At 71.5% G+C, this 24181-nt stretch carries 24 protein-coding genes and 1 pseudogene; 12 read left to right on the top strand and 13 right to left on the bottom strand.

The window, feature by feature from the left end; genetic code table 11:
- Positions 1-36: 36 nt before the first annotated feature.
- The 8 genes from ABD785_RS04950 to ABD785_RS04915 form a co-directional block, all read right to left on the bottom strand.
- The gene (locus ABD785_RS04950; RefSeq protein WP_344822570.1) at positions 37-1137 is read right to left on the bottom strand and encodes a prenyltransferase/squalene oxidase repeat-containing protein; all 1101 of its coding nucleotides are present in this window, start codon (positions 1135-1137) and stop codon (positions 37-39) included.
- A complete protein-coding gene (locus ABD785_RS04945) occupies positions 1127-1849 on the bottom strand; it encodes a class I SAM-dependent methyltransferase (RefSeq protein ID WP_344822894.1) in 723 nt (240 codons plus the stop codon). Before ABD785_RS04945 ends, ABD785_RS04950 begins: the two co-directional genes overlap by 11 nt.
- A 50-nt stretch (positions 1850-1899) precedes the next feature.
- Positions 1900-3171, bottom strand: coding sequence for a glycosyltransferase family 4 protein (locus tag ABD785_RS04940; protein ID WP_344822568.1), 1272 nt, complete (start codon positions 3169-3171; stop codon positions 1900-1902).
- Positions 3172-3359: 188 nt separating this feature from the next.
- Positions 3360-4598 carry a cytochrome P450 gene (locus ABD785_RS04935; RefSeq protein ID WP_344822566.1) on the bottom strand — a complete coding sequence of 413 codons (1239 nt, stop codon included), beginning with the start codon at positions 4596-4598 and terminating at the stop codon, positions 3360-3362.
- Between the two features lie 51 nt (positions 4599-4649).
- Positions 4650-5525, bottom strand: a complete 876-nt coding sequence (locus tag ABD785_RS04930) for an SDR family NAD(P)-dependent oxidoreductase (protein WP_344822564.1) — start codon at positions 5523-5525, stop codon at positions 4650-4652.
- Between the two features lie 140 nt (positions 5526-5665).
- A complete protein-coding gene (locus ABD785_RS04925; protein WP_344822562.1) occupies positions 5666-6634 on the bottom strand; it encodes an MBL fold metallo-hydrolase in 969 nt (322 codons plus the stop codon).
- 77 nt (positions 6635-6711) lie between these two features.
- Complete coding sequence (locus tag ABD785_RS04920) at positions 6712-7866, bottom strand: steroid 3-ketoacyl-CoA thiolase (protein ID WP_344822560.1); 1155 nt, start codon at positions 7864-7866, stop codon at positions 6712-6714.
- Between the two features lie 103 nt (positions 7867-7969).
- The gene (locus ABD785_RS04915) at positions 7970-9169 is read right to left on the bottom strand and encodes a cytochrome P450 (RefSeq protein WP_344822558.1); all 1200 of its coding nucleotides are present in this window, start codon (positions 9167-9169) and stop codon (positions 7970-7972) included.
- A 136-nt stretch (positions 9170-9305) separates the two neighbouring features.
- On the opposite strand from ABD785_RS04915, the gene ABD785_RS04910 reads away from it, so the two are divergent.
- The 7 genes from ABD785_RS04910 (at position 9306) to ABD785_RS04880 (ending at position 16027) form a co-directional block, all read left to right on the top strand.
- The gene (locus ABD785_RS04910) at positions 9306-10289 is read left to right on the top strand and encodes a 3-oxoacyl-ACP synthase III family protein (RefSeq protein ID WP_344822556.1); all 984 of its coding nucleotides are present in this window, start codon (positions 9306-9308) and stop codon (positions 10287-10289) included.
- 29 nt (positions 10290-10318) lie between these two features.
- Positions 10319-11053 carry a glycosyltransferase family 2 protein gene (locus ABD785_RS04905; RefSeq protein WP_344822554.1) on the top strand — a complete coding sequence of 245 codons (735 nt, stop codon included), beginning with the start codon at positions 10319-10321 and terminating at the stop codon, positions 11051-11053.
- Complete coding sequence (locus ABD785_RS04900) at positions 11050-12219, top strand: cytochrome P450 (RefSeq protein WP_344822552.1); 1170 nt, start codon at positions 11050-11052, stop codon at positions 12217-12219. Before ABD785_RS04905 ends, ABD785_RS04900 begins: the two co-directional genes overlap by 4 nt.
- Positions 12216-13700, top strand: coding sequence for a class I adenylate-forming enzyme family protein (locus ABD785_RS04895; protein WP_344822550.1), 1485 nt, complete (start codon positions 12216-12218; stop codon positions 13698-13700). Before ABD785_RS04900 ends, ABD785_RS04895 begins: the two co-directional genes overlap by 4 nt.
- Positions 13697-14578 (top strand): DUF4232 domain-containing protein, encoded by an 882-nt coding sequence (locus tag ABD785_RS04890; RefSeq protein ID WP_344822548.1) that lies wholly within the window; start codon positions 13697-13699, stop codon positions 14576-14578. The genes ABD785_RS04895 and ABD785_RS04890 overlap by 4 nt, the downstream gene beginning before the upstream one ends.
- 76 nt (positions 14579-14654) lie before the next feature.
- Positions 14655-15533 carry a MerR family transcriptional regulator gene (locus ABD785_RS04885; protein ID WP_344822546.1) on the top strand — a complete coding sequence of 293 codons (879 nt, stop codon included), beginning with the start codon at positions 14655-14657 and terminating at the stop codon, positions 15531-15533.
- Between the two features lie 95 nt (positions 15534-15628).
- Entirely contained in the window at positions 15629-16027 is a 399-nt protein-coding gene (locus tag ABD785_RS04880; RefSeq protein ID WP_344822544.1) for a hypothetical protein, read from the top strand.
- Between the two features lie 95 nt (positions 16028-16122).
- On the opposite strand, the gene ABD785_RS04875 is transcribed toward ABD785_RS04880, so the two are convergent.
- From ABD785_RS04875 to ABD785_RS04865, 3 genes are all read right to left on the bottom strand, one after another.
- Positions 16123-16407 (bottom strand): sulfurtransferase TusA family protein, encoded by a 285-nt coding sequence (locus tag ABD785_RS04875; protein ID WP_344822542.1) that lies wholly within the window; start codon positions 16405-16407, stop codon positions 16123-16125.
- A gap of 122 nt (positions 16408-16529) precedes the next feature.
- The gene (locus ABD785_RS04870; RefSeq protein ID WP_344822540.1) at positions 16530-17126 is read right to left on the bottom strand and encodes a Uma2 family endonuclease; all 597 of its coding nucleotides are present in this window, start codon (positions 17124-17126) and stop codon (positions 16530-16532) included.
- Between the two features lie 114 nt (positions 17127-17240).
- Entirely contained in the window at positions 17241-17627 is a 387-nt protein-coding gene (locus ABD785_RS04865) for a nuclear transport factor 2 family protein (RefSeq protein WP_344822538.1), read from the bottom strand.
- 56 nt (positions 17628-17683) lie between these two features.
- Here ABD785_RS04865 and ABD785_RS04860 point away from each other — a divergent pair, with 56 nt between their 5' ends.
- Together ABD785_RS04860 and ABD785_RS04855 are read left to right on the top strand one after the other, a co-directional pair.
- The gene (locus tag ABD785_RS04860; protein ID WP_344822536.1) at positions 17684-18250 is read left to right on the top strand and encodes a PadR family transcriptional regulator; all 567 of its coding nucleotides are present in this window, start codon (positions 17684-17686) and stop codon (positions 18248-18250) included.
- A 111-nt stretch (positions 18251-18361) separates the two neighbouring features.
- Positions 18362-19291 carry an NAD-dependent epimerase/dehydratase family protein gene (locus ABD785_RS04855; protein WP_344822534.1) on the top strand — a complete coding sequence of 310 codons (930 nt, stop codon included), beginning with the start codon at positions 18362-18364 and terminating at the stop codon, positions 19289-19291.
- A gap of 16 nt (positions 19292-19307) precedes the next feature.
- On the opposite strand, the gene ABD785_RS04850 is transcribed toward ABD785_RS04855, so the two are convergent.
- Positions 19308-19577, bottom strand: a complete 270-nt coding sequence (locus ABD785_RS04850) for a DUF397 domain-containing protein (RefSeq protein ID WP_344822532.1) — start codon at positions 19575-19577, stop codon at positions 19308-19310.
- A gap of 17 nt (positions 19578-19594) precedes the next feature.
- Complete coding sequence (locus ABD785_RS04845) at positions 19595-20179, bottom strand: TetR family transcriptional regulator (RefSeq protein ID WP_344822530.1); 585 nt, start codon at positions 20177-20179, stop codon at positions 19595-19597.
- A 156-nt stretch (positions 20180-20335) separates the two neighbouring features.
- Here ABD785_RS04845 and ABD785_RS04840 point away from each other — a divergent pair, with 156 nt between their 5' ends.
- The 3 genes and pseudogenes from ABD785_RS04840 to ABD785_RS04830 all read left to right on the top strand — a co-directional run bounded on the left by ABD785_RS04840 (position 20336) and on the right by ABD785_RS04830 (position 24120).
- Positions 20336-21910, top strand: a complete 1575-nt coding sequence (locus tag ABD785_RS04840; protein WP_344822528.1) for an AMP-binding protein — start codon at positions 20336-20338, stop codon at positions 21908-21910.
- Positions 21907-22905, top strand: a pseudogene (locus ABD785_RS04835) (acyl-CoA dehydrogenase family protein); the annotation flags it as partial. The gene ABD785_RS04840 and the pseudogene ABD785_RS04835, both read left to right, overlap by 4 nt.
- Before the next feature lie 60 nt (positions 22906-22965).
- A complete protein-coding gene (locus ABD785_RS04830) occupies positions 22966-24120 on the top strand; it encodes an acyl-CoA dehydrogenase family protein (protein WP_344822892.1) in 1155 nt (384 codons plus the stop codon).
- The last annotated feature ends 61 nt before the right edge of the window (positions 24121-24181 follow it).

The following is a 24181-nucleotide window of genomic DNA, read 5'->3' as shown; positions in this document are numbered from 1 at the left end:
CGGTCCAGGGGCCTGTGCAGGCCCCTGGAACGCGTTCTAGCTCGAAGTGCGGGCGGGGACGTGGGCGCAGCCGCAGGCGACCGGATCCGACGGCTTCGACGGAGCCAGCGGACGGCCCGCGATCTCCTTGAAGATCCGGGCCCCCGGGGAGGCGTCCGCCAGGGCGTCGGCGGCGAGGATCACCGCCGCGGCCGTGTAGGTGGAACGGTCGCCGGGGAAGTGCCGCTGGTCGCGGTACTGCCAGCCGGTCCAGTAGGAGCCGTCCTCCTCACGGAGGAACTGGATCTTCTGGAAGACCTCGGCCGCCCGCGGGTCGCCGATGGCGTCCAGGGCCATGACCAGCTCGCAGGTCTCCGCTCCGGTCACCCAGGGCTGGTCGGAGACGCAGCGGCAGCCGAGCCCCTCGACCATGAAGACGTCCCACTGGGAGGCGATCAGGGCGTCGGCCTGCGAGCCGCGGACCGCGCCGCCGAGGACGGGGTAGTACCAGTCCATCGACCAGCGGGACTTGTCGGCGAAGACCTCGGGGTGCCGGGCGATGACATGGCCGAGCTGGTCGGCCGAAAGCTCCCAGCCGGGCTGGGGCTCGCCGAGGCGCTCGGCGAGCGCGACGGCGCAGCGCAGCGCCTGGTAGATCGAGGAGCAGCCGGTGAGGAGGGACTCCCCGCCGAGGGAGCCGTCCTCGTGGCGGATCCACTTGATGTCGCCGAACGGGGTCTGGAGCGTCAGGACGTAGTCGATCGCGCGGCGGACCATCGGCCACATCCCGCGGACGAACTCGGTGTCGCCGGTCATGATCAGCTCATGCCAGATCCCGACCGCGACGTAGGCGGCGTGGTTGGACTCGCCGCCGGCCTCGGTGACCTCGCCCGCGACCCACTTGGCGGGCCACGAGCCGTCCTCGCGCTGCTCGTCACGGAGCCAGAGGTAGGCGCGCCTGGCCGGTTCGGTGAGGCCCGCGACGGTCAGCGCCATCGCGGCCTCGACGTGGTTCCAGGCGTCGACATGGCCCGGGGGATAGCCGTCGAAGGCCGCGTACCAGGGGATGGCGCCCGAGGGGTCCTGCTGGCGCGCGATGCTCCGCGCCGTGGCCAGGACCTGCTCGGGTGTCAGGATCTGCCCGACCTCAGCCCGCATAGGAGGGCTTGGTCAGATAGACGACGACGGACTTGCCGATGACCGGGTTGAGGAGCTGCTCGGCGACCCGGGTGGCCAGCGGGCGCTTCATGATGTCCCACACCAGGAGCTGGTGGTAGGCCTTCACCGCGGGGTTCTCGGTGTTGTCGATGCCGACCGCGCACTTGATCCACCAGTAGGCGGAGTGCAGGCCGTGCGCGTGGTGGTGGCCGTCGATGCGGAAGCCGATCGACTTGAGCTTGGCCTCCAGCTCCGCGCGCGTGTAGATGCGCACGTGGCCGCCGGGGGAGGTGTGGTAGGCCTCGCTGAGCAGCCAGCAGATCCGCTCGGGCAGCCACGACGGGACGGTCACCGCGACCTGGCCGCCGGGCTTGAGGACCCGGAACAGCTCCTTCATCGCCAGCATGTCGTGGGGGATGTGCTCCATCACCTCGGCGGCGATGATCTTGTCGAAGGTGCCGTCCTCGAACGGCAGCTCCAGGGCGTCGCCGACGACGGTCTCGGCGGAGGCGCCCGCGGGCGGCTCGCCCTCGAGCTCCATCGCCCCGAACATCTTCTGGACGCCCTTGAGCTCCTCGGCGTCCATGTCGAACGCGGTCACGGCTGCGCCGCGGCGGTACAGCTCGAAGGCGTGCCGTCCGCCACCACAGCCCATGTCGAGGACGCGTTCACCCAGGCTGATGGGGAACCGCTGGAAGTCAACGGTAAGCAGAGCGGCGCTCCTTCCACAGGCGGCCTCGCGGCCGCGAATCGATCTGAGGGTCAGTGTGCTTTGATCGCTGCCCTGTAGTGCTCGACGGTCGCGATGGCGACCGCCTTCCAGGTGTAGCGCTCCTGGACGCGCTGGTAGCCGGCGAGCCCGACGCGTTCACGCTCCGCGGGGGAGTCGTGCAGACGGCGGATGGCGGCTGCCAGGTCTTCGACGTCGCCGGGCTTGACGAGGACGGCGGCGTCGCCGACGACCTCGGGAAGCGCTCCGGCGGCGGAGGCGACGAGCGGGGTGCCGCTCGCCATGTGCTCGACCGCGGGGAGGGAGAAGCCCTCGTAGCGGGACGGGACGGCGGCGATCTCGGCGGTGGCCATGAGGTCGCCGAGGTCGTCGTTGGAGAGGCCGGACACGAACGTGACCCGCTCACCGAGGGCGAGCTCCTTGACGAGCTTGACCGTGGGGCCGTCGTCGCGCGGCTTGCTGACGATGATCACGTGCACGTCGCGCTCGGTGGCGATCTTGGCGACCGCGCGGAGCAGCACGTCGACGCCCTTGAGGGGGCTGTCGGCGCTGGCCATCGCGACGATCCGGCCGGGGACGCGCTCACCGAGCGGCTTGGCCTCGGTGGCGCCGCGCGGATGGAAGATCTCGGTGTCCACGCCGAGCGGCAGGACGTGGATCCGCTCCGGCGCGGTCCTGAAGTCCTTGGCGATGTCGCGCTTGGAGGAGGAGGAGACGGTCAGGATCCGCTCGAGGCGGGCCGAGACCTGGCCCTGCATCCGCACGAAGCCGTACCAGCGGCGCTTGCCGAAGTGCTGTCGCCAGCCCCTGGCCGCGTCGATCTCGATCTTGCGGTCCTGGCTGATGGGGTGGTGGATGCTCGTGACGAACGGGAACAGCTTCGGGATGCCGAGGTTGCCGTAGCCGAGCACCTGGTTGTCGTGGACGACGTCGAAGGCGCCGCCGCGCTTCTTGAGTTCGCGCAGCACCCGCAGGGAGAACGTCAGCGGCTCGGGGAAGCCGCCGGTCTTCATGTGCGCGAACTCCAGGACGTCGATCCAGTCGCGGAACTCCCCGAGGCGGGGGGTCCGGAAGGGGTTCTCGTCGTCGTAGAGGTCCAGGCTGGGGACCTTGGTCAGGACGATCTCGTCGCGGTCCAGCTCCGGATAGGGCTGACCCGAGAAGATCTCCACCGAGTGGCCGAGGTCGACCAGCTCACGGCTCAGATGGCGGAGGTAGACCCCCTGTCCACCACAGTGGGGCTTGCTGCGGTAGGAAAGCAGGGCGATCTTGAGTGATCCCTGCTGTTCGTCCTCTGCGCTCACGCCCACCTCTTAGTATCTGCGCCTATTGGTCCCCATGTGTAATGGGTTGCCCTGACTCTAGCCTGCCCACGTTACCGGTGAGTTCCGAGGGACCTGACTTACGTGCTGACCGTACGGTCACTTCGTACGGCGTAAGAACAGGCGCCCCGGCCGCGGTCGGCGGCCGGGGCGTCCTGCCCGCAGGGGGATCAGCCGCGACGCGGGGTGGGCGTGAAGCGGACCGGGATCTCCTTGAAACCGTTGACGAAGTTGGAGCGGAGACGGCGGGGCGTGCCGTTGAGCTGGAGGTCGGGAAGGCGCTGGGCCAGGGCGTCGAACAGGACCGTCAGGTTCAGCCTGGCCAGGTGCGTGCCCAGGCAGAAGTGCGGGCCGCCCGCCCCGAAACCGATGTGCGGGTTGGCCGCGCGGCCGATGTCGAAGGTGTAGGGGTCGTCGTAGACCGTCTCGTCCCGGTTGCCCGAGCCGTAGAACAGGACGACCTTGTCGCCCTTCTTGATGCTCTTGCCGCCCAGCTCGACATCGCGGGTGGCGGTGCGCCGGAACAGGTTGATCGGGCTGGTCCAGCGGACGATCTCGTCGGCGTAGGTGGTGGCGACCGACGGGTCGTTCTTGAGGCGCTCCCACTGGTCGGGGTGCTCGAAGAAGGCCAGGATGCCGCCCGCGGTCGCGGTGCGGGTGGTCTCGTTGCCGGCGATCGTCAGCATGAGGATGAAGAGGTTGAACTCCTCGTCGCTCATCACGTTGCCCTCGGCGTCGGGCTCGAGGAGCTTGGTCGCGATGTCGTTCTTCGGCTCCGCCCGGCGGGCCTCGGCGATCTCCTGGGCGAACATGTAGATCTCGAGCGCCGCGGTCTTGGCGATCTCCGGGCCGTCCTGGAGCTCGGGGTCGTCGAAGCCGACGAGCTGGTTCGACTTCTCGAACAGCCAGTCCGCCTTGTCCAGCGGGGCGCCCATCAGCTCGCAGATCGTCTGAAGCGGCAGCGGCGCGGCGATCTCCCGGACGAACTCCGCCTCGCCCTTCTCACAGATGTTGTCGATCAAGCTGTGGGTGATCTCCACGATGTGCTCGCGCAGCTGCCCGATCATGCGCGGGGTGAAGCCCCGGTTGACCTTCGCCCGCTGCTTGGTGTGGCGCGGCGGGTCCATGAACAGCAGGTTGTTGCGCTGGAGCTCGAGATCCTCGTCGCCGTACTCGGTGAACATCGAGGTGCGCTCGGCGGCCGAGAAGAGGTCGGCGTTGCGGGAGACGAAGGTGATGTCCTCGGCCAGGGTGATCGCCCAGAAGCCCTCGACGCCCTCGTGCGGGTCGGCGTGCCAGTGCACGGGGTCGTTCTTGCGCAGCCAGTCGAACTGCTCGAACGGGATGCCGCCCTGCTCGTAGACATCGGGGTTGATGACGTCGATCTTCGGGATTTCGGGCGCGGACATGACACTCCTCGTGCTGCGCGGAGGGAAAGGGGTGCTTTTACTCGGGTGGGGCTAGTCGAACTTCAGGGCCGCGTTGGCGGAGAAGCCGCCCTGCGGGACCTCCAGGGCCTCGGCGAGGGCCGCCGGGGTCCAGGTGCCTTCGGCGCGCACGACCTGGGCGGTGGTCGGCGGGGCCATGACGGCGACGACGCCGCCGTAGACGACGAAGACCTGGGCGTTCACGGAGTCGGCGGCGGGGGAGGCCAGGTAGGCGACCAGGGGGGAGACGTGCTCGGCGCCGAGCGGGTCGGGGCCGGTCTCGGGGGCCGCGCCGAAGACGGCGGCCGTCATGCCGGTGCGCGCCCGGGGGCAGATCGCGTTGACCCGGACGCCGATGCGCCCGACGGCGTGGGCGGTGGAGAGGGTGAGCGCGGTGATGCCGCCCTTGGCCGCCGCGTAGTTGGGCTGGCCGGGGGAGCCGAGGAGGAAGGCCTCCGAGGAGGTGTTGATGATGCGGCCGTAGACGTTCCCGCCCTCGGTCTTGGAGACGCCGCGCCAGTAGGACACCGCGTGCCGGGACGTCACGAAGTGGCCCTTGAGGTGGACGCGGACGACGGAGTCCCACTCCTCCTCGGACATGTTGAAGAGCATCCGGTCGCGGGTGAAGCCCGCGTTGTTGACCAGGATCTCCAGGGAGCCGTAGGTTGCCAGAGCCGTCTTGACCAGGCCTTCTCCGGTGTTCCAGTCGGCGACGTCGGCGCCCAGGGTGGTCGCCTCACCGCCCGCCGCGCGGATCTCCTCGGCGGTGGCCTCGAGGGCGTCACCGGGGAGGTCGTTGAGGACGAGGCGAGCGCCTTCGGCCGCGAGGGCCAGTGCTTCGGCCTTGCCGAGGCCCTGTGCGGCTCCGGTGACGATGGCCACCTTGCCGTCGAGGCGGGTGTCGCTCAAGGGTCTCTCCAGATGATCAGTGGTGACCATGCGCTTGCTTGGTCACAGCCAACAATGAGACTCCAGTCTCGTCAAGAGTCTCATTCGCGGAAGTGATATGTGTCGCACTCCGCCCGGTAATCGGGCGAACGCGACACGTTTCAGCGGTGGGCGAAGCGGATGGGGTCCTCCGCGCCGACCCGGTGCACGATGCCCCGGTTCTCGAGGGTGCGCAGGTGGGCGGCCGTCTCGCCGGTCGCGAGATGGCGGGAGATGGGGAGCATCTCCTCCCACGTGTAGGACCAGTGGCAGCGCTGGGCGACCTCCCACAGGGTCGCTCCGGACCGCGGGACGATCGCGGCCACCTCGGCCAGCCGCTCCTCGTGGTGCTCGATGATCTCCTTGGCGCGGCGCGGGATGCCCGAGAAGGCGTACTGGTGGGCGGGCATCGCGTCGTCGACGCCGAGTTCGGCGGTCATCTGGAGGGCGTCCATGTAGGTCCGGAGGGGGTCCACGTCCGGCCGGTCGTAGGGGTAGAGGCCGACGTGCGGGGTGATCTCCGGCAGCAGGTGGTCGCCGGTGAACAGCAGGTCGCGGTCCTCGTCGTGCAGGCAGATGTGGCCCGGGGTGTGGCCGGGGGTGAGGATGGCGCGCAGGGTCCGGCCGGGCAGGTCGACCAGCTCGCGGTCCTCCAGGATCCGGTCGGGGCGCGCCGGGGCGTGGACGCCGGAGTCGAACTCGGTCAGGGCGATCCGCTCGCTGGGCGGGGCCCCGGCCCGGGTGACCCACTGGCCCATCTCGCCGCGCGGTCCGGTCCGGATCATCTCGACGAGCTCGGCGTCGTTGCGGTGCATCGCGATCCACGCCCCCGAGCGCTCGCGGATCCGGCCGGCCAGGCCCGCGTGGTCGGGGTGCATGTGGGTGACGACGACGCCGTAGACGTCCTCCACCGAGGTGCCGATGTCGAGCAGGCCGGCCTTCAGGACCTTCCAGGACTCCGGATGCTCCCAGCCCGCGTCGATGAGGACCGGGCCCTTCGGGCTCTCCAGGACATAGACGAGCGTCTTGCCCAGGGGGTTGCCCGGAATCGGTACTGGAACGCTCCACAAGCCGTCGCCGTGATCGGGCACTGGTCTCCTTCGGGCGGTGTTCGAGGGGCCGTCACGGAGGGATGTTCCCCGTGACGGCCGTCTTGGTACAGGCGCTGTTATACGCGCTCGAGGATCGTGGCGGTGGACAGGGCCCCGCCGCAGCACATCGTCACCAGGGCGGTCGAGCCGTCGCGGCGCTCCAGCTCGTGCAGCGCGCTGGTGATCAGGCGGGCGCCGGTGGCGCCGACCGGGTGGCCGATGGCGATGGCGCCGCCGTTGGGGTTGACCACGTCCATGTCCGGCTTGTGGACGCTCGCCCAGGACAGCACGACGCTCGCGAACGCCTCGTTGATCTCGATGACGTCGAAGTCGGTGATGGACATGCCGGAGCGGTCGAGGACGCGCTCGGTCGACTGGATCGGGCCGTCGAGGTGGTAGTACGGCTCGGAGCCGACCAGCGCCTGGGTCCTGATCCGGGCGCGGGGCGTGAGGCCGAGCTCGGCCGCCTTCTCCTCCGACATGATCAGCACGGCGGAGGCGCCGTCGGAGATCTGCGAGGAGTTGCCCGCGGTGTGCGCGAGGCCCATGACCGGCTTGAGCCCGGCCAGGCCCTCGAGCGTGGTCTCGCGCAGGCCCTGGTCGCGGGTGACCGTCAGGGTCTCGCCGGTCTCCTCGCCCTCCTTGTCGATCTGGGGGGCGTCGATCGGGACGATCTCGCGCTCGTAGCGTCCGTCGGCCCAGGCCTTGGCGGCGAGCTGCTGCGACCGCAGGCCGAAGGCGTCGAGGTCGGCACGGGTCAGGCCGCGCCGCTCGGCGATCCGGTGCGCGGCCTCGAACTGGTTCGGCATGTCGATCGACCAGTCGGCGGGGCGCGGGTTGGCGGGCAGCACGTTCGACCCGAGCGGGGCGCGGCTCATCACCTCGACGCCGCAGCCGATCGCCACGTCGACGACCCCGGCCTCGACCAGCGCGGCGGCCAGGTGCACCGACTGCTGGGCGGAGCCGCACTGGGCGTCGATCGTCGTCACGCCGGTCTGCCACGGCAGCCCCGCGTACAGCCAGGCGTAGCGGCCGACGTGGCCGCCCTGCTCGCCGGCCTGCGTGACGCATCCGGCGAAGACCTGGCCGACCTCGACAGGGTCGATGCCCGCCCGCTCGACCAGCGCCTTCAGCGTGGAGCCGAGCACGGCCTGCGCCTTGAGGCCCGCGAGCCACCCTCCGCGCCTGCCCTGCGCGGTGCGCACGGCCTCGACGATCACCGGGCTTCCCATACCAACCTCCTAGAACGTCATTCCAATCCTGACTGTAACGCGTTCTATTTAGCTCCGGTAGTCCGGGGATACCGCTGAGGCGATGACCTAATAAGAACATGTTCTAGTTTGATGGAGGTGCCGGGACCCGCCGCGACCGGACCAGAAGCGACCGGTAGGTCGGGACCAGCGCGCCCCTGGCCGCCTCGCGTCCGACGATCTCCCATTCCGCGCCGCTCTCCGTGAGGGCCTCCAGCATCCGCGCGACCTGGGTGCGGGCCACGGCGGCGCCCAGGCACAGATGGCGTCCGGCCCCGAACCACAGCTGCCGGGTCTGCGTGACGTACTCGCGCTCGATGTCGAAGGGTCCCGCGTCGTTGTCGGCGCGGTAGGTGAGGATCACGGCGCGCTCGCCGGACCGCAGGCGGCGGCCGGAGACGGTCACGTCCGCGGCCACGTGCCGGCCGATCACCGGCGCCGGGGTGGAGACCCGCAGGCCCTCCCGGACGGCGTTGGGGAGCAGCGCCGGACGGGCGAGCAGCAGGCGCATCTGGCCGGTGTCGTGGAGCAGCGCGACCGTCCTGGACGTCCCCGAGGCCCCGGTCTCGGTGCCGGCGACCGACAGCAGCGTCGCCAGGCCGCGGGTCAGCTCGAGGCTCATCCCGATCTCCCGGCACCGGCCGAGGATCGTGTCGGTCCCGGCGTGCTCGTAGGCGTGGGGGACGGCCCGGGTGATCTCCGCGACCAGCTCCTTCGCCTCGGCGATCTTCCCGGGCGGCAGGTCGGTGCTCGCGGCCGTGCCGAGGGCGAGGGAGGCCAGCCGCTCGCCGAGCGCGAACAGCTCCAGCGGGGGCCCGTCGGCGTCGTTCTCCGGATCCCTGCCGTGGTCGAGGCCGAGCAGATGGGAGACGAGGCGGCCCGAAAGGACCCGGGTGGCCAGGGCGATGTCGACGGTCTCGCCGTTCGCCAGGTCCTTGGCCAGGCGCCGGTAGCGGGCGCCCTGGGTGCGCTCGACCAGGTCGGCGGCGGCGGCCTCGGTGAACAGGTCACGGGCGGCGGCGCGGACCCGGGAGTGACCGGATCCGTCGAAGAGCCCGGCCATCTCGGGCCCGAAGAGCTGGGTCCACAGGTGGCCCACGCCGCCCTCGCCGCCCATGGAGAAGTGGGCGTGGTCGTTGAGGATCCGCCGTGCGATCACCGGATCGGTGACGAGCCAGCCCAGCCGGGGCACCCGGCGGATCGGCCCGGTGAACCGGGACGCCCGCACGAGCGCGTAGAGCCAGGGGTTGCCGCTTCTCAGCAGCCGGGCCTCGTGCCGATCCATCGAACTCCTTCCGAAGGTGGTGCCAGTTGGTGCGATGATGCCGCGACGGATACTGACAAAGATGAGTATTTCTCCTCATATTGGACTAGGTATCCGCGCCGATGTGCGCGGGCCGAAAACGGACGAGGCTGGGCGCATGAGAGCACGGATCGCGGGTGTGGCGGCCTACCTCCCGGAGCAGACCGTCACCAGCAGAGAAGTCGAGGCGCGGATCGGGCCCTACCGGCCGCATCCGACGATCGTCGAACGGATGACCGGCATCAGGTCGCGGCACGTGATGCGCGACGACCAGCAGGCGTCCGACCTGGCGGCGGAGGCGGCGGCCAAGCTCCTCGCCGACCAGGGGGCGGAGCCGGACCTTCTGGTCTTCGCCTCGGCTTCGCAGGACATGATCGAGCCGGCCACCGGCCACATCGTCGCGGCGAAACTCGGCCTGACCTGCCCGGTCTTCGACATCAAGAACGCCTGCAACTCCTTCCTCAACGGCATGCAGGTCGCCGACGCCCTCATCAGGACCGGCCAGTACCGGCGCGTCCTGGTCTGCGGCGGGGAGACCCCGTCCCGGGCGATCCGCTGGACGGTCCGCGACCGGCCCCAGTTCGTCGACGCCTTCGCGGGCTACACGCTGTCGGACGCGGGATCGGCGATGATCCTCGAGGAGACCCGCGGGGGCGGCCTCTTCGAGTTCGCCTTCTCGGCGGTCTCGGCGGCCTGGGAGATCGGCACGCTGCCGGGGGGCGGCTCGGCCCATCCGCGCGACGAGGAGTTCTCCTACTTCTCCGGCGACGGCCGCAAGCTCAAGGACGCCTTCGTCGGGCAGGGTCCGGCCCTCTGGCTCGACGCCCTGGCCAGGCACGATCTGACCTGGGACGACTTCGCGGTCGTCCTGGTCCACCAGGTCACCCTGCCCTATCTGGAGATCCTCCGGGTCATTCTCGGGATCCCGGCGGGGAAGCTGGTCGTCACGCTGCCCGAGCACGGCAACGTCGCCTCGGCCACGATGCCGCTCCAGCTCGCCACGGCCGTCGCGGAGGGGAGGCTGGCCCCCGGGGACCGGGTGGCCTTCGTCGGGCTCGCGGGCGGGGTGAGCCTCGGGGTCGCGTTCGCCGAGTGGTCATGACGGGCGGGACGGGCGCGGAGGGGGTGCGGATGGATCTCTGGGTCGTGATCCCGGCGTACAACGAGGAGAAGTCGATCGGGGCGACCCTGACCCGGCTGGCGCGGCAGACCGACCGCGACTTCACCGTGGTGGTCGTCGACAACGGCAGCACCGACGGGACCGCGGTGATCGTCCGGGGGTTCCGCGGCGTCCGGCTGATCTCCGAGGGGCAGAAGGGGACCGGCGCCGCCGCCGACACCGGGTTCCGGCACGCCATCCTCAACGGCGCCACCCACATCGCCAGGACCGACGCCGACTGCCTGCCCGACGACGAGTGGACCGCCTCGGTGCGGGCGGCGTTCGCGGAGGGGCTCGCCATGGTCAGCGGCCCGCTGCGGCCCCGCACCGACGAGTTCCCGCTGAAGTTCTGGGAGCGGCGGCTGCTGCCGGCCGTCATCGGGGTCGCCGCGGCCTTCGGGCGGTTCCGGCCCGGCAACCGCGATCCCGGATACATCGGGCCGTACGTGATGATGCCGGGCTGCAACATGGCGATCACCGCGGAGCTCTACGAGAAGGCCGGCGGCTTCCCCCGCACCCGGATCGAGGACGTCCACGAGGACCGGGCGCTGGTCAACCGCGTCCGCAGGCTGACCCGCTCCTACGGGCTGTCCCGCCGGATGATCGTCTACGGGTCGGTCCGGCGGCTGCGCGCCTACGGGCTGCGCGGCACCCTCGGCTGGTACGCCGACCACCGCTACACCCCCGAGGTCGTGGACATCAGATGAACTGGGAGCGCAGGCTCTACCTGACGGCCCACCCGTTCGCCTATCCGCTGCTGCGCGGGCTGGCCAGGCGCGGTCCGGTCGTGCGGGTGCCGGGCCTCGGCTGTGTGGTCAACGACGCGGCGGCGGCGCGGGCGGTGCTGATGGACGGCGAGGCCTTCCGGAAGGACGGCCCCGGCTCGCCCGGCGACCTCTGGACGCCGATCCTCGGCCCCTCGGTCCTGCTCAACATGGAGGGCGAGGGCCACCGGGCCCTGCGCCGGAGGCTCACCGAGCTGTTCACGCCCGCGACGACCACGGCCCTGTGCGCTCGCGTGCTGGAGGCGCCGCTGAAGGACCTGGCGGCCCGGCTGGAGCGCGGCGAGGCCGTCGACCTCGTCGACGAGATGCGGACCATGGCCGGTTCGGTGATCTGCGAGGTCATCGGGCTGCGGGCCCCCGGCGAGGCCGACGCACGGCACTGGTTCGAGCAGGGCGAGCGGGTCGTGTCGATGGTGAGCCTGCGGAGCAGGACGCTGAAGCCGTCCCAGGTGCGCCGGGCCAAGGAGGTCCTCGGGCCGCTCGGCGACATCGCGGCCGAGGCCTACCGCGCGGGCGACGAGGCGACGGTCATGGGCCGGATGAAGGTCCTCGGGCTGTCGGAGGCCGAGGCCAGGGGGGCGGCGGGGGCGTTCTTCCTGACCGGCACCGAGACCGTCGCGACCCTCGTGCCCCGGCTGTTCGCCCTGCTCCACGACACCGGGACGCTGGACCGCGTCGCCGCCGATCCCGAAGGGCTGCTGGACCGCGCGGTCGACGAGGCGATGCGGCTGACGACGCCCACGCCCGTCATGCTGCGGAGCGTCCATGCCGAGCGGACCGTCGCTGGGGTCGTGGTCCGCCCCGGCGACCGTGTCGTCATCGCCACCCACAACTGCTGCGCCGACGCGGGGCCCTTCTCCCTCGACGGCGACGCGCCCGACCTGAAGCGCCTGTGGTTCGGTGCCGGTCCGCACTTCTGCATCGGCTTTCCGCTGGCCATGGCCGAGATCAGGGCCGTCGCCCGGGTCGTCCTGGACGGTCCCGCGCTCGAGGTCGTCTCGCGGCGGGCCGCGCGGCGGGTCCTCCTGCCGACCTACTCCTCCCTCGTCGTCCGCGCCCGCACCGCTCCGGGAAGGGAACGCTCATGAGCCTGGTCCGGCAGGTCCTCGCGCGGGCCGACGCCACGCCCGATCAGGTCGCCCTGATCTCCGGGGACGGCGTCCCGATGTCGTACGGCGAGCTGCGGAGGCGCGTCCTGGCGGTGCGGGACGGCTTCCTGAACGCGGGCCTGGAACCCGGTGACGGGGTGCTGTTCTCGGTGCGTCCCTCGCCGCAGGCGCTGGTCCTCGCCCTCGGCGTGGTCGCGGCGCGCGGAGTCGTGGTGTTCGCCGATCCGGGGGCGGGCCCCGAGATGTTCGAGGCCCGGTTGAGGCTGGCCGCGCCCCGCTGGTCGGCGGCCGAGTCGGTGCTCTACGCCGCCAGCCGGATCGCGCCCGTCCGGGCCTATGCCCGGCGGCGGGGGCTGCTGCTGCCGAAGCTGTCGGAGCTGCCGATGCGGCACGTCCACACCGGGCGGTGGCTGCCGGGCGTCCCGCGCGGCGCCCACTCCCTCGACCGCTGGCTCGCCCGGCGCGTCCCGCACGAGGGGCCCGCGGAGGCCGAGCCGGGGGCGCCCGCCGTGGTGATCTTCACTTCGGGCACGACGGCGGCGCCGCGGGCGGTCGTGCACACCGAGGACTCGCTCTCCGCCGGGCTGGCGCTGTTCCGCGAGCGGGTGCCGCTCGGGACGGGCGACATCGTCCACACCGACCAGCTCATGCTGGGCCTGCCGACCCTGGTCGCAGGGGCGTGCTGGTCGATGCCGCCGCTGTTCTGCCCGGCGGCCGATTTCGTCGGCCAGCTCGCGGAGCGGGCCGCCACCCACACCTTCTGCGTGCCCGTCCATCTCGGGGAGCTGCTGGACGTCGCGCCGGAACTGCCGGAGTCGCTGCGGCACGTGATCCTCGGCGCGGCCCCCGCCCCCGCGGGGGTGCTGCGCAGGGCGGTCGATGCCGCGCCCGGTGCCGAGGTGCTGTCGGTCTACGCGATGACGGAGATCGTGCCCGTGGCGATCGCCTCGGCGCGGGAGAAGCTCGCCCACACCGGCGGCGGCGACCTGCTCGGGCCGCTCCTGCCCGGGGTCACCGCACGGATCGCCGAGGACGGGGAGCTGTTCCTGGGCGGGCCCAACATGAGCAGGTCCTACCTGGGCGAGGAGGACCACACCGAGCTGGCGACCGGTGACCTGGCCCGTCTCGACGGCGACCGGATCGTCCTGCTGGGACGCAAGAAGGACATGCTGATCCGGGGCAAGTTCAATCTCTACCCGGGGCTCTACGAGCCGGCGATCACGGCGCTCGACGGGGTGCGGGAGGCGGCGATCGTCGGGGTTCCCGATCCGGAGACCGGGGACGAGGAGGTCGTGCTCGCGGTCGTCGGCGACGTCTCGGAGCAGTGGCTCCGGCGGCGGCTCGCGAAGATCCTCGACGCCGAGGCGCTGCCCGACCGGGTCGTCCTGGTCGGCGAGCTGCCCTACGCGGGGCGCGGCCGGAAGCTCGACCGGGCGACGCTCAGGGAGCGGCTGTCATGAGGACGCCGGTCGTGCTGGCGCTGCTGGTGCTGGTCGCGGGGTGCGGCGAGGAGCGGGCGCCCGGGGCGGGGGAGGCGACAAAGCCGCCGGTCGAGGAGTGCCCGGAGTCCGGAGTGCGGCTGGGCTCAGGACCGGTCGACGCGGCCGGCGGGGAGCACGTGCTGGGGCTCGACCTGTGGAACTGCGGGACGGTCCCGTACCGGGTCGCGGGGCGTCCCGAGGTGGTGTTCTCCGACGCCGCGGGGAGGGCCGTCCGCGTGCGGATCGCGGCGGCTCCGTCGTTCGGGCGGGCCGAGCGGTCGGTGGTCCTCGCGCCGGGCGAGACGGCCTCCGCCGCGATCCACTGGCGGAACCCGGCGGGGCGGAGGCCGGTGACGGCCGTCCTGGACGTCGGGCGGCCCGCGCTGCGGCTGGACGGCACGACGATCGAGGTGAGCGCGGGGGCGACGGTCGGGGTCGGGCCCTGGGTGAGGTCCCGCGACGCCACCGGAAGCCAGACCGGGGACGGGGCGCCGCACCACGCCGACAACAACGGGTGGAAGCGGCGCAGGGAGCTGAGCGCGGCCGACCAGGCGGCGGGGGATCTCGTTGCCGGGAGGATCCGGCCGGTGCTGGAGCGGGTCAGGAGGCGGGGCGACGTCGCTCCGGGGACGGTGCGGGCCGCCCTGCTGGCGGCGGGGCTGCGCGAGGACCGGGCGTTCACCAGCGCGTTCCGCGCCTCGGCCGCGACCGGGGAGGCGGCGCCGCCCGGTGCGGTCGTCGACGTCCGGGTGGGCCGGGCCGCCTGCGTCACCGGCTCGGTGACGCCCCGCGAGGTCACCCTGTCCGTCCACGGCCGCAACGGCGAGGGCACCTGTATCGAGGCCTTCTCCCACTGAGGTCCGGGTATGGGTCCGGGCATGGGTCCGGGCGTGGGTCCGGGACGAGGGGCGTCCGCGGGCCGACAATGGCCGGGTGGACGACGAATCGGGGCCGGCGCTCGGAGCGGGGGCCGTCGCGACGCTGCTGGGCGTCGCCGTGACGACCCTGCGCAGCTGGGACCGGCGGTACGGGATCGGGCCGAGCTCGCGCGAGAGCGGACGGCACCGGCGGTACACGCCCGCCGACCTGGAGCGGCTGCGGGAGATGCGCCGCCTGGTCTACGCCGGGGTCCCGCCCGCGGAGGCGGCCAGGGCGGCGCTGCGCGGACGGTCCGCCGACGGCGGGACGAAGCGGACGGGAGGGGGCCGGACCATCCCGGTCGGCCGCGCCGACCGGGCCGCACAGGGCCTGGCCAGGGCCGCCGTCGCCCTGGACGGGCAGGGGCTGCTGGCCGCGATGCGGGAGCAGCTCGCCGAGCACGGGACGCGGGCGGTGTGGACGGAGATCCTGACGCCGCTGCTCGTCGGGATCGGGATGCGGTGGGAGGAGAGCGGCGGGGATTTCGTGGAGGTGGAGCATCTCGTGTCGTGGTGCGCGTCCACGGCCCTGCGGGAACGGGCGTCCGGGGAGGCGTCCGGGCCGGTGGTGCTGCTGGCGGCCGCCCCCGGCGAGGAGCACACGCTGGCGCTGGAGGCGCTCGCCGCGGCCGGGGCGGAGCGCGGCAGGACCGTGCGGATGCTGGGCGCGCGGGTCCCGGGCACGGCGCTCGCGGCGGCGGCCGGACGGCTGGCGCCCGCCCGGATCGTGGTGTGGGCGCAGATCCCGGAGCACGCCGACGCGGACGCGCTGCCCGAGGCGGGAGAGCGGCTGATCCTGGCCGGTCCCGGCTGGTCGGAGCGCGATCTCCCGCCGGGAACGCGGCTGGTCACGACCTTCGACGAGGCCCTCGACGCGCTCGAAGATCTTCCGTGAGCAGACCAAGATGATGCTTGTTGCGTCGTTTCTGCGTCGATTTTCGAGGCATGCTGGAGAACAGGAACAGAACGCGTTTCGAGGGGAGCACGACCATGACCGCGAGCATCGACCTGAACGTCCACACCCGGAGGCGCCCCCGGGTCCGCCCCAGGGTCCTGGCCCACCCGACGCACGACAGGGTCCCCCGCCCGGTCTCGCAGCACGGCAACCCGCGCGGCAAGACCTCGTCCTGGATCCTGGTCGCCACCGTGATCACGGCCTTCGCCGCCGGCGGCATCGCCATGATCACCGGCACCTGGATCCTCTTCGCCGCCTGCGCCGCGATCATCGTCGCGGCGATCCCGGCCGGCGCCGCGATCCACATCATGTCCGACACCGTCGGCTGGGAGGCCGCCCTCCCGCCGCACATCGCCCCGGGCAACATCGTCGTCTCCGCCACCGAGATCCACAACCGCCGCCAGGAGCGCACCCGCCTCCGCGACGCCGCCTGACCCCCGCCTCCGCCCGGGCCCCGGCCACGACGACCGGGGCTTCCGGCCGCTCAGGTCCACTCCGCCCGGGAGGCACCGGGCCCGGCACGCGAGCGTCAGGAGGCGGCTCTGCGCCAGGGAGAGGCCGGATCGGTCGGGACGGGCCGGGCGGCGGAGCGGAGCGCGTAGGTGGGCGGAGCAGGCGCGACGACACCCAGGTAGGCATGGCCCGTCATATGGCACCAGGCGGGAAGGTCGATGGGCGCCGCGGGGTCCAGGGCGATCAGGTGAACGACGGTCTCAGGCGGCAGCGCCGCTATGTGCGCCCGCAATTCGAGCAGCAGGCGCACACAGGACTTGTCGCCCCCGTCGATGACCACCGGGTCCTTCGCTGTCTCCACCGCCGCCTCCAAGCCGAGTGAGCCCAGCGTAAGAGACGCTCCGGACATTCCAGACGTTCATCGAACCTTCCACAAAAGTCACGAATCCAGTCCGAGCGTCCCGCCCCGCGATCCGGCGGGCGTCAGCGGGGCAGATCGCCGAGATCGATGGAGATCTCGAACGGCACCCTGACCTGGAACGCGCCGTGATGGATGCCGGTCAGGGCGTAGACGCCCGTGGCGGGGTCGAGTTCGTAGACATAGACCACGGGCGTCCCCTCGCCCTGCTCGACCCGCCAGAAGTGCGGGATCCCCGCCTCTGCGTAGCGAAGGGGCTTGACCTTCCGGTCGCGTTCCTCCGACTCGGGTGAGACGACCTCCACGGCGAGACGGACCTCGGCGGGGAGGTAGTAGGTCCGGTCGTCGTCGTCGGCCGCCTGCGCGTCGATGATGACGACATCGGGGCAGGGCCGGGTCCGGTGGCCGAGCTTGACGTCCATCTGCTGCACGGCGACGAGGTCCGGTGGCGAGATCGCGTTCAGGCGGTTCGTGAGACCGCGGATCATGCGCTCATGAAATCGCTTCTGGGGGGACATGAAGAGGAGGGCTCCATCGATCAACTCGACGTGCTTGAAGAAGTCGGGTTCTCCGTTCGGGCCCTCGGAGGGGAGCCGATCGAGATCATCCGCCACCCACCCCCATGGAGGCGGCGACGGCCAGTACTCCAGCGCGCTGGTCATATCCGGCATGCCAGGGCCCTCTCCGCTACCGTCGGTGTTCATTCAGGATATTCCCGTGATCGGCTCCATGTCTCCCCAGTCTGGCCTCTGGTGCGTGGGGATGCCAGGTGGGGGTCAGGGGTTGAGGGCTTCGGACTGGATCCGGGGGAACTGGGCGGCCATGGCCTCGGAGAGGGCGGTGGCGGCGGAGAGGGGGCGGATCATGACGGTGAAGTCGTCGATGAGGCCCTGGTCGTTGAGGTGGATGAAGTCGCAGCCGTTGACCTCGCGGCCGTTGACCTTGGCCTTGAAGATGAGGGCGTGGTCGGGGCCGTCGGAGATCTCGCGGACGTACTCGAAGTCCTCGAAGACGCGCAGGACGCCGCGGAGGATCGCCGCGGTGATCGCCTTGCCGGGATAGGGCTTGAACGCGACGGGGCTGGTGAAGACGACGTCCTCGGCGAGGGTGGCCTCGATGGCGGCGGTGTCACGGGCCTCGACGGCGGCGCGGAAGGAGATCATGTTGGCCTCGATTACTCAACTAGTTGAATAGTTGTCTTTGACACTACGATGGCCGCATGGCGTTGCGCAATGCGGTCATGGCCGCGCTTCTCGAGGGCGAGGCGTCGGGGTACGACCTGGCGAAGGCGTTCGACCCGCCGGTCGCCAACTTCTGGATGGCCACGCCGCAGCAGCTCTACCGGGAACTGGACCGGATGGAGGCCGAGGGGCTCGTCGAGGCCAGGGTCGTCCGGCAGGAGCGCAGGCCCGACAAGCGGATGTTCTCCCTCACCGACGCCGGCCGCCTGGCCCTGCACGACTTCACCGCGCGTCCCGCCAGGCCCGGGATGATGCGCGAGGAACTGCTGGTCAAGGTCCAGTCCGTCGACGGAGGCGACGTCGCCGCCGTCATGGCCTCGGTCGCCGAGCGGCGGGCGTGGGGGCGGACCAAGCTCGCCCGCTACGAGCGGGCCAGGGAGAACATCCTCGCCGGACGCTCCGAGGAGGAGTTCCTGTCCGGAACCCAGCGCATCGGCCCCTACCTCACCCTCCTGCGCGGCATCGCCTTCGAGGAGGAGAACATCCGCTGGGCCGACCGCGTCCTGACCGTCCTCGGCCGCCGCACCGACCCCGCCGATCCCTGATGTGCTCCACTTCCCGCATGACGGAGGCGACCGGTGGGCACCGGCCGGTGGACGAAGCGGGTGCGTGGCAGACTTGCCGGTCCATACAGTCGGTCGGACGGGCGGTGGGGCGTGCGGGTCGCGGTGACGGGTGCGTCGGGATTCGTCGGCGGGGCGGTCTGCCGGGAGCTGGCGCTGCGCGGGGTGCGGGTGTTCGCCTACGGGCGGCGGGCCAGCGTCGGGGAGCGGCATCTCGGCGGGGCCGTCTACCGGTCGTGGGACATCGCCCGGGGGGTGCTGCACGCGCCGCCGCCGGTCGACGCGGTGATCCACTGCGCCGGGACGGTCACCGACTGGGGGCCGGTCCCCGGCTTCTTCGCCACCAACCTCGAGGGCACCCGCAACGTGCTGGCGAGCTTCCCCGGCACCCGGTTCGTCCACGTGAGCACGGCCAGCGTCTACGACCCGCATGTCCCGACCGTCATGGCGACCGAGGACCAGGCGCCCGTCACGCGGTACGAGAACGCCTACGGGGTGTCGAAGGCCGCGGCGGAACGGGCGGTCCTCGCCGCCGGCGGGCCCTCGGTGATCCTCCGGCCGCACGCGATCTACGGCCCCGGCGACACGACCCTGCTGCCCCGGGTGCTGGGGGCGGTGCGCGGCCCCGTGCTGGTCGCGGTGGGGACGGGACGGCAGCTCCTCAGCCTGACGGCCGTCTGGAACCTGGTGCAGGCCTGCGTGCTGGCGGCCGGGAAGGACGTCACGGGCGTGTTCAACGTGACCGACGCGGAGCCGCTGCCGATCGACGACGCCTTCGCGATGATCCTTCAGGAGCGGGGGATCCGGGCCCGGCGGATCTACCTGCCGGAACGGGCGCTGCGTCCGGTGGCGGCGGCGGCCGAGGGGCTGTTCCTGCTGGCCGGGAGTGCGAGGCCGCCCCGGCTGACGCGGTACGCCCTCGGCCATCTGGCCGTGGAGCGGACCCTGGACATCGGGGCGGCGCGGGAGGTTCTGGGGTACCGGCCGGGGCCGACGTCCTTCGCGGGCGCGTACGCCTGGTGATCTTTCCGGCGGGCGGTTACTCGACGTAGTCGTCGGGCGGGAGGTCGTCGAGGAGGTCGTCGAACTCGCCGTCCTTGACGCCCGCGACGAAGGCGTCCCACTCACCCTGGGTGAAGTAGAGGACGGGGCCGTTCGGGTCCTTGGCGTCCTTCATGACGATCGCCTGCTCACCGGGCAGGAAGATCTTGTTGTCCTTGCGGAACTCGTCGGGCACCTCCTCCGACGGGATGTACTCGATGATGACGCCGTCGTCCTCGTCGCCGTAGATCTCAATACGTCGCTCCATGTGAGCAAGCGTAGACCTCAGTGAGCGTCCAGGAGGCGGGCTGCGGCGATGTCGAGACGGACGTGGATCTGCTCGGTGGTGGCGTGCCCGCGCAGCATCTCGATCATCTCCATGACCCAGACGCTGTTGAGCGCCCCGACCAGGACCCGCTGCTCCTCGGTGGCGTTGTCGGCGTAGGCGACGCGCATCAGCATGCCGGTCATCCGGGAGCCGAAGTTGGTCTTCACGTCCGACAGCAGCAGCGAGCGGATCAGCGCGTCGGCCAGTTCCGGCTCGCGCATCAGTCCGCGTGTCGCGCGCATCAGCAGCTCGACGGCGCGGGAGGCACCGGTCGAGGAGCCGGGCGGGCGCCGTTCCATGCTGCCCTCGAGGAGGTCGAGTTCCTCGCTGACGACGGCGACGACCAGGTCCATCTTGGAGGGGAAGTACCGGTACAGGGTGCCGAGGGCGACACCGGCGCGTTCGGCGACCGTCCGCATCTGCATCGCCTCGACCCCGCCCCGTGAGGCGAGCGCGGCGGCGGCCTGCACGATGCGCTTGCGGCGCTGGTGCTGGCTCCTGGAGCGGGCCGGGGAGTCGGCGGTCGGTTCTGCGGCGGTCATGCACACCCCTGTGTAGTCATTCGATGCACAGAGTACAGGTTAGGGCGAGAACGTGTTATCCCGATTCGGAACGCTGTTCCGGGCGGTTCTACGTCAGCAAGCACTGACTTTCATGCCATCTGGACAGAAACTAGAATCTGTTCTAGTTTCGCCCTCATGAACACCGTGGCGGAACTGCTCCACGCCAGGGCCGGCGATGACGCACCCGGGCTGTCCTTCGAGGGCCGCACCTGGTCATGGCGCGAGGTCGTCGCGGAATGCGCGATCAGGGCGGCGTGGTTCGGCGGGCTCCGGACCGTCGATCCGGGACGTCCCGTGCATGTCGGGATCCTGCTCGACAACGTGCCCGAGGTGCTGTTCCTCATCGGCGGCGCCGCCATGTCCGGCTCCGTCATCGTCGCGCTGAACACGACGCGCACCGCCGTCGAGCTCGAGGGCGACGCGGCGCGGGCCGACTGCGACCTCATCGTCACCGAGCCGAGGCACCTGCCGACCGCCCAGGACTTCGCCCACGACGACCTCGGCGTCGTCGACTACGAGTCGCCCGGCTACGCCAAGCTGCTGGCCGGCTACGAGGGCGCCGAGCCCCCCGCCCTCGCCGGGGTCACCGCCGAGACCCTCCTGATGCTCATCTTCACCTCCGGGACGTCGGGCAACCCGCGCGCGGTCCGGATCACCCACCGCAAGGTCGTCGTGCCCGGCGAGAGCCTGGCCGGCCGGATGCTGAGCAGCGACGACGTCCTGTACAGCCCGATGCCGCTGTTCCACTCCGGTGCGATCATGGCCGCCTACGCGCCCGCGCTGGCCTGCGGCGGACGCCTGGTGATCCGGCGGCGCTTCTCCGCCTCCGGCCTCCTGGACGACGTCCGCGAGCACGGCTGCACCTATCTCCACTACGTCGGCAAGGCGCTGTCCTATGTCGTCGCCGCGACCCCCGGGAAGGTCGACAACCCGCTGAAGATCGCGTTCGGCAACGAGGCCGCCCCCGCCGAGCAGAAGCTGTTCGGCGAGCGCTTCGGCTGCTTCGTGATCGACGCCTACGGCTCCACCGAGACGGCCATCGCGCTCACCCCCGACCCGTTCGGCCCGCCCGGAGCCCTCGGCAAGCTCGGCCCCGGCATCAAGATCCTCGACCCGGAGACCGGCGCCGAGTGCCCGCCAGGGGCGACCGGCGAACTCGTCAACACCTCCGACATGGGCCTGTTCGACGGCTACTACCAGGAGCAGGCCGACGACCGTCTGCGCGACGGCATGTACTGGTCGGGCGACTACGTCCGCGCCGACGAGGACGGGTACGTGTTCTTCGTGGGCCGCTCCCTCGACCGGCTCCGCGTGGACGGCGAGAACTTCGGCGCCGTCGAGGTGGAACGCGCTCTCGACCTCGACGGCCTGTTCGCGGTGTACGGCGTCCCGGACGTGTCGGCGGGCGACCAGGTGATGCTCGCGACGACCGGGGCCTTCGACCCCGCCGCGTTCGCCGAGGCCGTCGCCGGGCTCAACCCGAAGTGGGCGCCCCGCTACGTCCGGGTCGCGAGGGAACTGCCCGTGACGGCCTCCAACAAGATTCTCAAGAGGGCGCTGGCCGCGGAGGGCTGGCGCACGGAGGATCCGGTCTGGTTCCGGCCCGGACGCGACCTGACCTACCGACCCATGACCCCCGACGACGTCACCGCACTGCGCGAGGAGTTCGCGCGCACGGGCAGACTCCACCTCCTGGAAGGGCAACGATGAACTTCAACCTCGACGAGGACCAGACGCAGCTCCAGAGTCTGGCCGCCGATCTTCTCGGCAAGGAGGCGACACCCGAGAAGCTCGAGGCGTTCGAGAAGACCGGCGCTGCCTACGACGCGAACCTCTGGAAGGCCTTCGCCCAGGCCGGGCTGCTCGGTGTGACCCTGCCGGAGGAGGCGGGCGGCGCCGGGCTCGGCGCGATCGAGTACACGGTGATCGTCAAGGAGCTCGGCCGTGCGGCCGCTCCGCTCCCCGCCCTCGCCACCCTGACCGCCGCGGCCGTCATCGCCGCCCACGGCGACGGCGCCTCGCTGGCCCCGGTCGCCGAGGGCGAGCAGATCCTCACCGTCGCGCAGCGGACCCTGGGCGAGATCACCGTCGACGGCGGCCGGCTGACCGGCGTGGCGACCTTCGTCCCCTTCGCCGCCGACGCGGCCGGGATCGTCGTGCCCGCCGGGGAGGACGCCTACCTCGTCGACCCCGCGAACGCGACCCTCCTCCAGCACCCGTCCGCGACGACCGACCCGCTGTACCGGGTGGCGCTGGACGGGGCGGAGGCCGTCCGGCTGCCCGGCGGCGCCGCGACGCTCCGCCGCTACGTGAAGCTCGGCGCGGTCGCCCTGGCGTCCGGCGCGATCGAGGCGGCGCTGAAGCTGACGACCGAGTACGTGAAGACCCGCGAGCAGTTCAACCGGGTCCTGGCCGAGTTCCAGGCCGTCACCATGCAGGTCGGCGACGTCTACATCGCCAAGACCGCCCTCGACGTGACGGTCTGGGCGGCGGCGTGGCGGGTGGCCAACGACCGTCCCGACCAGGACGAGGTCCTCGCGATCGCCGGCTACAACGCCGCCGACCCGGTGGTGAAGGCCGTCTACACCTGCCAGCACCTGCACGGCGGCATCGGCCTCGACGTCACCTACCCGCTGCACCGCTACTTCGCCCACGTCAAGCAGGTCTCCGCGGTCGTCGGCGGCGCCGAGGCGCAGCTCGACCAGGTCGGCGCGGCCGTCAGGGTCCCCGCCGGGCAGCCCGCCACCACGCCCGTCACCGACGGCCTGCTGGTCGACCTCACCGACGAGCAGAAGGCCCTGCGCAAGGAGCTGCGCGACTACTTCAGCACCTGCATCGACGAGAACGGCCGCTACGCCATCGCGAACGACCCCTTCGGCAACGCCTACATGGCGCACTGCCAGAAGCTCGGCCGCGACGGCATGCTCGGCGTCGCGTTCCCGAAGGAGTACGGCGGCCGCGGCTACGGCCCGATGGAGCAGCAGATCTTCGCCAACGAGATCGCCCGCGCCGAGGTGCCCTACCCGATCATCACGCTGAACTCGGTCGCGCCGACCATCATCGAGTACGGCACGGACGAGCAGAAGGCGTTCTTCCTGCCGAAGATCCTCGCCGGTGAGTGCCACTTCGCGATCGGCTACTCCGAGCCCGGCGCGGGCACCGACCTGGCCTCGCTCCGCACGACCGCCGTCCTGGACGGCGACCACTTCGTCGTCAACGGCCAGAAGATCTTCACCTCGGGCGGCCACTACTCCGACTACATCTGGCTCGCCGCCCGCACCAGCGACGAGGGCGCCAAGCACAAGGGCATCACGATGCTCATCGTCGACTGCAAGGACCCGGGCTACTCCTGGACCCCGATCGTCACGATGGACGGCCGCCACCACACCAACTCCTCCTACTACCAGGACATCCACGTCCCGGTCTCGGACGTCATCGGTGAGGTCAACAAGGGCTGGAACCTGATCGTCAACCAGCTCAACCACGAGCGCGTGACGCTCGGCCCGGCCGGCAACATCGCCCACCGCTTCAACCGGTTCGAGGCCTGGGCCAGGCGCACCGGCGCGATCGAGGAGCCCGCGGTGGCGCGCGCCCTCGGCCAGGTGTACGCGTTCCTGCGGACCAACGAGTTCCTGAACTGGCAGGTCGCGGCGAACGCGGCGCTCGGCTGGCTCGGCGCCGCCGGGGCGTCGGCGACCAAGATCTACGGTTCGGAGCGGATGCAGGACTGCGGCCGGATCCTGTCCGACGCCCTCGCCCGTTTCGGCGACCCGGGCGACCCCGAGACCGCCGAGTTCGCCTCGGTCCTCGACCACGGCGTCAAGGGCGCGGTCGTGCTGACCTTCGGCGGCGGCGTCAACGAGATCCAGCGCGAGCTCATCGCGATGATCGGTCTCGGCCTGCCGCGCGCGCCGCGCTGACGCCCCTTCCGCGGCGGGCGAGCCCCGCCCCGCCCGCCGCCGCTCGTCCTGGAGTAATCGT

Source organism: Actinocorallia longicatena (assembly GCF_039534125.1).
GTDB classification, from domain to species: Bacteria; Actinomycetota; Actinomycetes; order Streptosporangiales; family Streptosporangiaceae; genus Actinocorallia; species Actinocorallia longicatena.
The sequence above is the reverse complement of the archived record's forward strand: the minus strand, read 5'-3'. Positions and strand labels throughout refer to the sequence as shown.